The 11,392-nt window shown below is 41.7% G+C and carries 11 protein-coding genes, 2 tRNA genes and 1 rRNA gene; 3 read left to right on the top strand and 11 right to left on the bottom strand.

Features of this window, described 5'->3' with window-relative positions:
- Positions 1–358 precede the first annotated feature (358 nt).
- The 3 genes from EEJ45_RS17275 to groES all read right to left on the bottom strand — a co-directional run bounded on the left by EEJ45_RS17275 (position 359) and on the right by groES (position 3,599).
- Entirely contained in the window at positions 359–1,258 is a 900-nt protein-coding gene (locus tag EEJ45_RS17275; RefSeq protein ID WP_164464327.1) for a nuclease-related domain-containing protein, read from the bottom strand.
- Between the two features lie 391 nt (positions 1,259–1,649).
- Positions 1,650–3,278 carry a chaperonin GroEL gene (gene groL, locus EEJ45_RS17270; protein WP_124565999.1) on the bottom strand — a complete coding sequence of 543 codons (1,629 nt, stop codon included), beginning with the start codon at positions 3,276–3,278 and terminating at the stop codon, positions 1,650–1,652.
- Positions 3,279–3,314: 36 nt separating this feature from the next.
- Entirely contained in the window at positions 3,315–3,599 is a 285-nt protein-coding gene (gene groES, locus EEJ45_RS17265; protein WP_124565998.1) for a co-chaperone GroES, read from the bottom strand.
- Positions 3,600–4,016: 417 nt separating this feature from the next.
- Between groES and EEJ45_RS17260 the strand changes: the two genes are divergently transcribed.
- Together EEJ45_RS17260 and EEJ45_RS17255 are read left to right on the top strand one after the other, a co-directional pair.
- Positions 4,017–4,745, top strand: coding sequence for a CPBP family intramembrane glutamic endopeptidase (locus EEJ45_RS17260; protein WP_124565997.1), 729 nt, complete (start codon positions 4,017–4,019; stop codon positions 4,743–4,745).
- A gap of 3 nt (positions 4,746–4,748) precedes the next feature.
- Positions 4,749–4,934 (top strand): YdiK family protein, encoded by a 186-nt coding sequence (locus EEJ45_RS17255; protein WP_124565996.1) that lies wholly within the window; start codon positions 4,749–4,751, stop codon positions 4,932–4,934.
- A gap of 28 nt (positions 4,935–4,962) precedes the next feature.
- Here the strand turns inward: EEJ45_RS17255 and EEJ45_RS17250 are convergent, their stop codons facing one another.
- Positions 4,963–5,592, bottom strand: coding sequence for a redox-sensing transcriptional repressor Rex (locus tag EEJ45_RS17250; protein ID WP_124565995.1), 630 nt, complete (start codon positions 5,590–5,592; stop codon positions 4,963–4,965).
- 278 nt (positions 5,593–5,870) lie between these two features.
- Between EEJ45_RS17250 and EEJ45_RS17245 the strand changes: the two genes are divergently transcribed.
- The gene (locus EEJ45_RS17245; protein ID WP_124565994.1) at positions 5,871–7,793 is read left to right on the top strand and encodes an ABC-F family ATP-binding cassette domain-containing protein; all 1,923 of its coding nucleotides are present in this window, start codon (positions 5,871–5,873) and stop codon (positions 7,791–7,793) included.
- A gap of 334 nt (positions 7,794–8,127) precedes the next feature.
- Here EEJ45_RS17245 and tsaD read toward each other — a convergent pair whose 3' ends face one another.
- The 7 genes from tsaD to rrf all read right to left on the bottom strand — a co-directional run bounded on the left by tsaD (position 8,128) and on the right by rrf (position 11,392).
- Complete coding sequence (tsaD, locus tag EEJ45_RS17240; RefSeq protein WP_124565993.1) at positions 8,128–9,144, bottom strand: tRNA (adenosine(37)-N6)-threonylcarbamoyltransferase complex transferase subunit TsaD; 1,017 nt, start codon at positions 9,142–9,144, stop codon at positions 8,128–8,130.
- Entirely contained in the window at positions 9,141–9,590 is a 450-nt protein-coding gene (gene rimI, locus EEJ45_RS17235) for a ribosomal protein S18-alanine N-acetyltransferase (RefSeq protein ID WP_124565992.1), read from the bottom strand. Before rimI ends, tsaD begins: the two co-directional genes overlap by 4 nt.
- A gap of 11 nt (positions 9,591–9,601) precedes the next feature.
- The gene (gene tsaB, locus EEJ45_RS17230) at positions 9,602–10,291 is read right to left on the bottom strand and encodes a tRNA (adenosine(37)-N6)-threonylcarbamoyltransferase complex dimerization subunit type 1 TsaB (protein ID WP_124565991.1); all 690 of its coding nucleotides are present in this window, start codon (positions 10,289–10,291) and stop codon (positions 9,602–9,604) included.
- Positions 10,272–10,745, bottom strand: coding sequence for a tRNA (adenosine(37)-N6)-threonylcarbamoyltransferase complex ATPase subunit type 1 TsaE (gene tsaE / locus EEJ45_RS17225; protein WP_124565990.1), 474 nt, complete (start codon positions 10,743–10,745; stop codon positions 10,272–10,274). Before tsaE ends, tsaB begins: the two co-directional genes overlap by 20 nt.
- 209 nt (positions 10,746–10,954) lie before the next feature.
- A tRNA-Asp gene (locus tag EEJ45_RS17220) sits at positions 10,955–11,030 on the bottom strand.
- Between the two features lies 1 nt (position 11,031).
- A tRNA-Met gene (locus EEJ45_RS17215) sits at positions 11,032–11,108 on the bottom strand.
- Between the two features lie 169 nt (positions 11,109–11,277).
- A 5S ribosomal RNA gene (gene rrf, locus EEJ45_RS17210) occupies positions 11,278–11,392 on the bottom strand.

The raw sequence follows: 11,392 nt of genomic DNA, 5'->3' as shown, positions 1-11,392 counted from the left end.
TCTCTCGCTCGTGGTCCGCGAGACGCTCTTGCGGGACACCTCACCTCAGGTTTTCTCTCGCTCGTGGTCCGCGAGACGCTCTTGCGGGACACCTCACCTCAGGTTTTCTCTCGCTCGTGATCCACGAGGCCCTCTTGCGGGACACCTGACCTCAAGTTTTCTCTCGCTCGTGGTCCGCAAGACGCTCTTGCGGGACACCTGATCTCTGATTTACTCTCTCTTGTGATCCACGAGGCCCTCTTGCGAGACACCTGACCTCAAGTTTTCTCTCGCTCGTGGTCCACGAGACGCTCTTGCGGGACACCTGACCTCAAGTTTTCTCTCTCTCGTGGTCCGCGAGCCTAGAATTATACCAGTATTAAGAATAAAACGCATATTTGTTTAAAGGTTGCAAAGTTAGCTTTCTATCTAGCACATTGCGGATAACTCTCTTTGAATTGATTCCACACCACTCCCTCATCCGACGGTTTGTCACCTTCTCGTTTGGAAACAGAAACATAAACTCATCCACTGCACGCTCGATAGCAAGTGACTTTTCTTCTCTATGTCCGCAAGTTGCGCACGTTACGTACCTGCCCAGTGATATCGGATATAATTTACAACAATCCGGACAGACTAGTCCCTTGTCTAACTTGTCATACGTGTAATCTGGAGCTGAAATTATCGTCTTTGTGTTTTCGTGAATTTCAATTAACTTGTTTCCAAGCTCTAATTCCTGATTTGTTATTTGTGCTGGCATTGCAAGTTTTTGAAGTAATTTAGGAAGTTGCGGATACATGGTAATAGGAGTATTTTTCGGAGCTCCATACAGTATAAATGTAGGATTGATAAAGATTAAATGGGGTTCCACGTGATAGGTAAGTCGGTGTTGCTGTAGTAATCGTTTAAATTGCGAGATGGTTTTTCGAAGTTGATTGATTGGATTATTTATTTCTTGCTGAGACCCAGAGAACCAGATTTCTCCTTCAATGTAATACTCGTTCTCTAGGTTTTTTACCTCAAACAGATGAATCGTATTTCTCTGTATAAACAGGGAATCAATTTGAAAAACAGAATTCAAATGCTCGAGCAGTAAATCATGCAAAACTACTGCATTCTCTGCAACCGGATTAATCCAATCATCGAATTGTTTCTCTCCTTCAAATCCCTTTCGATATGCACGGTATGTCCTTCCTTCTTCCTCCGTCAGTTCTCTTCTAGCATGTAGCGATGATGCAAACTTAAGATTTCGTGGAATACCCCTCTGTTTTAAAATCAATATACACCACTCCTCTTTTTTGAGTATACGCATGGTAGATTCGATACACAAAAAGCAATTTCCTTTATTTTAGAAAGTACTGTTATTTATTAGTTGGTTACTTCCCAGTCTCTTTGTGACCTGCAAGGCACTCTTGCAGGTCACCTAACTCTGAATTTCCGGTCTCTCGTGCCCCGCGACACGCTCTTGTGGGACACGTAATCCCACTTTTCCCTTCTCTCCTGCTCCGCAACGTGCTCTTGCGGGACACTTAAACTCAACCTTCACTCTCTACTGCCTCACGAGACGATCATGCGGAACAACTAATAAACCTGAACCTAAAAAACCCTCACTCAGAGTAATCTCTAAGTGAGGGTTTATGCAACAAGCTGCGGATATAAGGCTAAATGCCTTACATCATGCCGCCCATTCCACCCATGCCGCCCATGTCAGGCATTGCAGGAGCGTTTGGCTCTGGCTTGTCAGCTACTACAGCTTCTGTAGTTAGGAACATAGCCGCTACGGATGCTGCGTTTTGAAGTGCGGAACGAGTTACTTTTGTTGGGTCTACGATACCAGACTCAAGCATGTTTACCCACTCGCCAGTTGCAGCGTTGAAGCCTGTGCCAACTGCTTCGTGTTTTAGGCGCTCAACAACAACAGATCCTTCTAGACCAGCGTTGATTGCGATTTGACGAACTGGCTCTTCAAGTGCGCGCAATACGATGTTCACACCTGTTGCCTCGTCGCCAGTAGCTTCGATAGAAGCAACTTTGTTGTATACGTTCATAAGCGCAGTACCACCACCTGCAACGATACCTTCTTCAACCGCTGCACGAGTAGAGTTCAATGCGTCTTCGATGCGAAGCTTGCGCTCTTTTAGTTCTGTTTCAGTCGCAGCACCAACTTTAATTACCGCTACGCCGCCAGCCAATTTCGCAAGGCGCTCTTGTAATTTTTCACGATCAAATTCAGAAGTTGTTTCTTCTAATTGAGAACGGATTTGGTTAATGCGAGCTTCAATTGCATCAGCGCTTCCAGCACCTTCAACAATTGTTGTGTTTTCTTTTGTAACCACGATCTTAGCTGCGCGGCCAAGAGAGTTAAGAGTTGCAGATTTCAGGTCACGGCCAAGCTCTTCAGTAATTACTTCGCCACCTGTAAGAGCTGCGATATCTTCAAGCATTGCTTTACGACGGTCACCGAAGCCTGGTGCTTTAACAGCAACTACGTTGAATGTACCGCGAAGCTTGTTCACTACTAGTGTAGCTAATGCTTCACCTTCTACATCCTCAGCAATGATTAATAGAGGGCGGCCTTGTTGTACCACTTGCTCTAGTACTGGAAGGATTTCTTGGATGCTTGTAACCTTCTTATCTGTGATAAGAACGTATGCATTGTCAAGAACTGCTTCCATTTTTTCAGAGTTTGTAATCATGTATGGAGATGCATATCCACGATCGAATTGCATACCTTCTACAACGTCAAGCTCAGTTGTGAAGCCTTTGGATTCTTCTAGTGTAATAACACCGTCGTTACCAACGCGCTCCATTGCTTCTGCAATCAATTGACCTACTTCTTCGTCAGCAGCAGAAATTGCCGCTACTTGTGCGATAGAAGCTTTGCCTTCGATTGGCTTAGAGATTGCTTTTAATTCTTCCACAGCTGTTGCTACAGCTTTTTCAATACCTTTGCGAAGACCCATTGGGTTTGCGCCAGCTGTTACGTTTTTCAAGCCTTCACGAATCATTGCTTGTGCAAGTACAGTTGCAGTTGTTGTACCGTCACCAGCTACATCGTTTGTTTTGCTAGCAACTTCTGCAACAAGCTTTGCACCCATGTTTTCGAATGCATCTTCAAGTTCGATTTCTTTTGCAATTGTTACACCGTCATTTGTGATAAGAGGAGAACCGAACTTCTTCTCTAGTACAACATTGCGTCCTTTAGGACCAAGTGTAACCTTTACTGCATTTGCAAGAGTATCTACCCCGCGAAGCATTGCACGACGAGCATCTTCACTGAACTTAATATCCTTTGCCATGTTTCATTACCTCCCTGGTTTTGTGGTATTTATAAATTAGCCTACGATAGCCAAAATGTCACTTTCACGTAAGATTAAGTATTCGGAACCTTCGTATTTTACTTCTGTGCCGGAATACTTTGAGAAGATAATACGGTCACCCACAGCTACTTCTAGAGCTACGCGCTCTCCATTTTCAAGCACGCGTCCTGTGCCAACTGCCACTACCTTGCCTTCTTGCGGCTTTTCCTTTGCAGTGTCCGGTAAAACGATACCGCTTGCAGTTTTTTCTTCTGCTTGAACAAGCTCAATTACAACGCGATCACCTAATGGCTTTAGCATGAAAATAACCTCCTCAATTTATATGTAGATTCTGATTATTAGCACTCGATATCATTGAGTGCTAACACACTTATTATAATAATGAATCTCATTTTGTTTTGCAAGTAAAAACATACAATTTTTTTCACACAATGATGCAACAATTTTTTATATACAACTAGCTTTAGCACCGATACACAAAAACCTTTACCCTATACTATGGTTTACTGCATATCGAGCGTTCTTCCTTCCTAATCTAAAAACAGGTACTGTATTTTAAATCTGTTATAGTATATCCAAAACCATTCGAGACATTCTTTTCGTTATTTTTTTATCTGCTGTGTTACAATAAAATACATACCACACGTTCATTTCTCTAAAAAAAGCAAATGTCCTTTTAAAACGAGAGAATTTAAAAAAGAAAAGGAGACATAATCATTGAAGAAACGTTATTGGTGGGTTATTTTTACATATGTGCTTATGCAATTTTCAAGCATTGTCGGTATTCCTCTTTTGGAAATGACTGGTCAATATGACCGCTACACAGGAAATACAAAGCTGCAAATGCTTGTCGGACACTGGGGTATTATTAGCTTTGCAGTAGCCTTACTTATTATTGTATTACTCGTAAAAAATGATCCTGACTTCCCGCGTCACGAAAAGGCATCACCAGGGAAAACCCTTATGTGGATGGTCTTGGGTGTATTTTTGGCTTATACCGCACAAATTGTGGCGGCAACTATTGAGATGAACTTATTAGGAATTGAGCCCGGTTCAGATAACACAAAGGCTCTGGTCGAAATTGCCGAGCTAACACCTTGGTTTATTATTGTTACATCCATTATTGCACCGATTTTAGAAGAGATTGTTTTTAGAAAGATACTCTTTGGTGCACTCTATAAACGATTTAACTTTTTTATCGCAGCAATTATCAGCTCGCTCATATTCGCTGCCGTCCATGGGGAGTTTTCTCACCTCTTAATTTATACAGCGATGGGATTGGTATTTGCCTTCTTGTACGCGCATACGAAGCGCATTATCGTACCGATTGCGGCGCACGTGATGATGAATACCATTGTAGTGTTAATCAATATTGTTTTTAAGGACGATTTGGAGCGCATTATGCGCGAAGCTGAGAACATGCAATTTATTTTTGGAGGATTTTAAAAGATGCAACGATCACCTTTGTTTATGGCAACTTTGTACTTTATACTAGGCAGCATCTTTACATATTTGGCTGTTACAAGCGTACAAGATACGATTTGGAACTTTTACACACTATTGTTGGTGGCAATGGCTACATTTGATTTTGGTCTTGCTCTTCGCCTTGTTATTTATATGAGCCGCAAAAAATAAAAACTCCGCGCACCACTGCGCGGAGTTTTTATTTTGGATAGTTTTTCAAAAAGTAAACAAGCGTTTGTAGCTCTACTGCTAAATCAATATGATGAATGCGGATATGTGCCGGTACATCAATACGCGCTGGCGTAAAATTTAAAATACCTTCAATACCCGTCTTAGCAAGCCTGTCCGCAACAGACTGTGCCACTCCTGCAGGAACTGTTAAAATGGCCACTTTGACGTTATCAGGTAATTCTGTCTCAAGATGATCCAAATGATAGACAGGAATTTCGCCAATTTGTTTGCCGACCTTATTTTCATCCACATCGAACGCAATTTCAATTTTTGTGTTATTGTTCTTTGTAAAGTTATAATGTAAGAAAGCGGTTCCTAAATTTCCTACCCCGATTAAGGCTACACGCGTGATATCCTCTTGATCTAATGTTTGGCTAAAAAAAGAAAGAAGGTAATTTACGTTATACCCGTATCCTTTTTTCCCGAGTGCACCAAAGTAGGAAAAGTCTCTTCGAATCGTAGCCGAATCTACTTTTACAGCTTCACTAAGCTCAGCAGACGAAACGCGTTGCTTTCCTGATAGAGATAAGTTTTTAATGAAGCGATAATATAATGGCAGCCGCTTGGCAGTTGCATGCGGGATTTTAGGTTGGTCCATTATTAGCACCCCTTTTCTATTTATATGAATCAAGATGGGCTACAATCCTATTGATTGAGAAGTTTCCCTGTATAATGAGATATAGGTATCCAATGTAGTATGGTAGACTATATCTGATATGCATATCGAGACACCCATGCATGTTAATAGAGCCTTTCTCTACAACAGTTGCTGTTTCTATTTATATTGTATAGAACGCACTATAACTATTTTAACTATACACTATCTTCGACATAGTTGAAAAATATAAGTTTCCAGAAAATTTGAGGTGAGATGTAATGATTTTATTGCAGGTGAACGGATTAACAAAGTCATTTGGTGCGGACATTATTTTATCTAATATTAAGCTCGAGATACAATCGCGAGAGCGCGTCGCTTTGGTAGGACGAAACGGTGCGGGCAAATCAACTTTATTAAAGATTATTGCAGGTGAAATGTCATATACCAGCGGCGAAATTATTAAATCAAAAGATGTGACAATTGGATATTTAGCACAAAATACCGGCTTAGAAACGTCCGCTACGATAGGAGATGAAATGCGCACTGTATTTGCACATTTGCAGTATATGGAGCAATCTTTACGAAATCTAGAGCAGCTGATGGGCCAGGAAGAAATTTTTACAGATACTGCTCGCTATGAAAAGCTGTTGACTGAATATGATCGTCTGCAGCAGGAATATAAAGATCAAGGCGGTTATCAATACGAAGCCGATATTCGCTCCATTTTAGCAGGACTTGGCTTTCCTCAGGAAACACATAGCATCAGTATCTCAACGTTGAGCGGGGGGCAAAAAACACGCCTTGCGCTCGGTAAAATGTTATTAACAAAGCCTGATCTTCTCATTTTGGACGAGCCGACCAACCATTTGGATATTGAAACACTTTCTTGGCTTGAGCAATATCTCCAAGGCTACCCAGGCGCAATTTTAATCGTTTCACATGACCGTTACTTCTTAGATCGTATCGTCACACAAGTGTATGAAATCTCCAACACACAAAGCAAACGGTACGTAGGAAATTACAGCAAATACTTAGAACAAAAAGCTGCTTGGTACGAGTCTGAAATGAAACGTTTTGAAAAGCAGCAAGATGAGATTGCCAAACTACAAGACTTCGTGCAGCGAAATATTGCCAGGGCCTCTACTACAAAGCGCGCCCAAAGTCGACGAAAGCAACTAGAACGAATGGAAGTATTAGATAAGCCTCTAGGCGATGAAAAATCTGCTTCTTTTCACTTTAACATTGAACGCCAGAGCGGCAATGATGTGCTACAAGTAAAAGATGTAGCAGTTGGTTACAACGGAAACAAAGTAATTCAAAACATTACCTTACAGCTTACAAGAGGAGACAGCGTCGCTTTAGTAGGTCCGAATGGGATCGGGAAGTCAACACTTTTAAAAGCACTCACACAAAAACTTAATCCCATCAACGGGACTATTTCCTACGGATCTAATGTATCCATTGGCTACTATGACCAGCAACAAGCTGAGCTTACTTCCTCTAAGCGTGTCTTAGATGAGCTATGGGACGAGTTTCCACTGCAGCCGGAAAAGGAAATACGTACTGTACTAGGGAACTTCTTGTTTTCAGGGGACGATGTGTTAAAGCCGGTAGCCTCATTAAGCGGCGGGCAAAAGGCGCGCCTCGCACTGGCAAAGCTCATGATGAAAAAGTGCAACGTTCTAATTCTTGACGAACCAACTAACCACCTAGATTTAAGCAGTAAAGAAATACTAGAAAATGCACTTGTAGATTATCCAGGGACTATTTTATTCGTTTCGCATGACCGTTACTTTATTAATCGAATCGCGACTAAGATTATTGAATTGTCACCTGTCGGAGCTGTCGAATATTTAGGTGACTACGATTATTATGTGGATAAAAAAGCTGAGGCCCTAGAACGAGCTCGTTTACAACAAGAAGCAGCATACACACCTTCAGTTGAACAACCTGTCGAAAAGACTTCTTATCAGGAAGATAAAGAACGTAAAAAGCAAGAGCGCCAAAAAGCACGAAGACTTGAAGAGCTGGAAGAGCTCATTATGAACTTAGAAGAGAAGATTACAGAACTAGAAGAGCTGCTTTGTTTACCAGACGTGTACCAAGATTATGAAAAGGTACAACAAATCAATACAGATAAGGAAGTTATGCAAACACAACTAGAAGCGGCTATGACGGAATGGGAGCAATTACAAATATAATATAGTGTACTTTTGCTCACTGGTACTTATTGATTGGCGTACGGGTTGAGACCCCTGTAAAAATCCAACCCTCGTAACGGAAATCTACAAAAAGCTTTAACAGCGCCATAATAGAAAAAGTCAGTGTTAATAACACTGACTTTTTCACATTACTCACAGACTTATACACATAATATAAGTAGATATTGCGCATAAAAACAGACTTTTCCACATTATCCACAAAAGTATTCACATATAAATTTAAAATTTATCCCATATGAATTTTAATTTTATTCACAACAAATTACAATTTATCAACAAAACACACAACTTATGCACAGTTTTTCCACAGGTTTTACTGTGCTTCTAAATCTAGCCCTGGCTGTGCATTTAATGACATCGTGGCTCGTTTTCCTTTCTCATAAGCAATTGTACCTGCAGCGGCAATCATCGCGGCATTATCTGTACATAAGGATAACGGTGGAATCACAAGCTCTATCGGCTCGGCGGTAAACGCTTCCTCTAATGCATTTCGCAATCCTTTATTAGCTGCAACACCTCCTGCAAGAAGAACCTGTTTTACTTCATATTGTTTTGCTGCACGCAGGGTTTTTGTTACTAGTACATCTACAACACTTGCCTGAAAGCTTGCTGCGAGCGTTTCTGGCGCGATGGTCTCTCCGCGCTGCGCAGCGTTATGCACAGTGTTGATAACTGCTGATTTTAATCCACTAAAACTAAAATCGTATGAGTCTGGCTCAAGCCATGCACGTGGTAAATCAAGAGTTGGCTCTCCTTCATGTGCAAGACGATCAATATGAGGACCGCCCGGATATGGGAGAGATAATGTTCTTGCTACTTTATCGTACGCTTCTCCTGCCGCATCATCACGCGTTTCACCGATTACTTCAAATGAGCCGTGTTTTTCCATATATACAAGCTCTGTATGACCACCTGAAACTACCAAAGAAAGCAACGGAAATTTCATCTCTTGTACGAGACGGTTCGCGTAGATATGTCCAGCAATATGATGAACCCCCACGAGCGGAATATCATGTGCAAACGCAATTGCCTTGGCTGCTTGTACACCAACTAACAACGCTCCTACTAAACCAGGACCTTCTGTTACTGCAATAGCACTTAAATCGGCAAATGTTACACCAGCCTGCGCCAACGCTTCCTCTAAGACAATCGTAATTTGCTCTACATGATGACGTGATGCAATTTCAGGAACAACCCCTCCAAAGCGCTTATGACTTTCAATTTGAGATGATACGATGTTTGATATAATTTCTGTTCCGTTTTTTACAATAGCCACTGCTGTTTCGTCACAGCTTGTCTCAATACCCATTACCAATATATCTTTTTTCATAAATTCACCCACATTATAAGAGCATCCTCATAGTTATCGGTGTAATATCGCTTTCGAATACCACCATTTAAAAAGCCGAGTTTACGATATAAATTTTGTGCAGTTTCATTGGATACCCTCACCTCTAGCGTCATGGTTTTTGCTCCCTTTAAACGCGCTTGATTCATACAGTATGTTAATAGCTGTTCACCTAGCTTGCGGCCGCGACAGGAAGGGTGAATCGCAATATTAGTAATATGAGATTCATCTACGATCAGCCACATCCCGCAGTATCCAATGACTTCATTGGCCTCTTCCGCAACGATGTAATATGCATACTCATTTGCTGTTAGTTCTCTTTCAAAAGCTTCAGGAGTCCACGGGATTGCAAAGGAAAGATTCTCAATAGCAGCAACTGCCGGTATATCATTCAGCTCCATATTTCGAAACGTTACCACCTTGTTCATGTTCATACCCTCTATTTATTTTGATTTGCAAGCCATGTTGCCTCTGCTTCTGCTAAGCGAAGATAGTTTGGTACAAATGTATGCACATCTGCTTCTTCTGCATGTAAACCAAGTAGTCCTAGCTCCGATGGACGTGGATTATGCAGTGTGCTCCCAGCGAATACAGCACGATCTCCCAAAGCAGCTTGAATGGTTCCTCGATGTATGTCCACGTCATTACCAATAAATAAAACACGCTTATCCGTTTCTTGTATAGCAGTTAACCAATCTTGAATCAGCATTAATCGATCTTGTTTGACAGTCTCCAATGTTTGTCCATATGTATAAAGTCCTGTAAATACCTGCTGCCTTCTTGCATCAAATAAGGGGCAAATATAACCTTCAAAGCCTCGCCCATTTGCTGCTAACACTGCTAAGCTAGAAACACCGGAAAGCGGAATCTGAAGCGACCATGCCAAGGTTTTGGCGGTGGTTACCCCGATTCTTACACCTGTATATGAACCGGGGCCTTGCGCTACAACAATCTTATTTAAATCCTTAGCCTTTACATCACATTGCTGCAGTAGCATTTCAATGCTCGGCATCAACCGCACAGCATGGTTTTTCTTAATATTTGTTATATATTCACCTACTACAGCTTCTCCGTCTAATAAGCTAACACCCAATGTATAGTTAGACGTATCAATTGCTAATACTTTCATTGCTTAAAAGCTCCTCACATAATCTAGTATAGCGCTCTCCTACCGGCTCAAAAATAATATATCTTTCGTCGTTACCTTGATGAAATAAACTTACCTTTAAATAAGCTTCCGGAAGAAATTCTTGAATTAAGTGTGCCCATTCCACAACTGTAACGCCATCTCCGTAAAAATAATCATCAAAGCCTAAGTCTTCTCCGCTCTCATGTAATCTATATACATCCATATGGTAAAGAGGAAGACGCCCTTTGTATTCTTTGATAATCGTAAAGGTAGGGCTGTTGACAACGCGTTTTATATCCAGTCCTTTAGCGAGCCCTTTTGTAAAAGTTGTTTTACCTGCACCTAAATCTCCTTCTAGAAGCAAAACAGCTTGCGGGTTAAGCAACTTGCCTAGAGACTCTGCAATATGCATGGTTTGTTCTGATGAGGCTGTATGCCATTGATAGGCTGACATGATATCACCACCACTTTATGTAATAATTATAGTATACCCGTTTATCTGAACTTCTCCACTTACTCATTGGGGGACATCCTTCACATTCCTTGAAGATGGAGGTTCACCTATTTGGGATAAAAGAGTTGAGACACTTTATTATATACGGTACATGAAATCCATGCACAAAAAAACCTTAGGATACACTCCTAAGGGTTCATTTTAAAATATGGCGGTCCCGACCGGGATCGAACCGGCGATCTCCTGCGTGACAGGCAGGCATGTTAACCGCTACACCACGGGACCTTGGTTGCGGGGACAGGATTTGAACCTGCGACCTTCGGGTTATGAGCCCGACGAGCTACCGGACTGCTCCACCCCGCGACGATAATGAATAACTTAAATTTTACCCTGATTTAACTTATCAAGGACTGTCCCTTCCTCTGCAAGTCTATTCTAAGATGAGTCATGCGTCGGGACAACTGTCGCGAATTCGAGGAAGCTTATTCAGCGTCGCTCCACCCCGCGACGATAAAAATCTTATATAAGGTATGCCTAGCGACGTCCTACTCTCACAGGGACAAGGTCCCAACTACCATCGGCGCAAAAGAGCTTAACTTCCGTGTTCGGTATGGGAACGGGTGTGACCTCTTTGCCATCATCACTAG

The organism is Ectobacillus antri (assembly GCF_003852715.1).
In the GTDB taxonomy this organism is placed as follows: domain Bacteria; phylum Bacillota; class Bacilli; order Bacillales; family Bacillaceae_G; genus Ectobacillus; species Ectobacillus antri.
The sequence above is the reverse complement of the archived record's forward strand: the minus strand, read 5'-3'. Positions and strand labels throughout refer to the sequence as shown.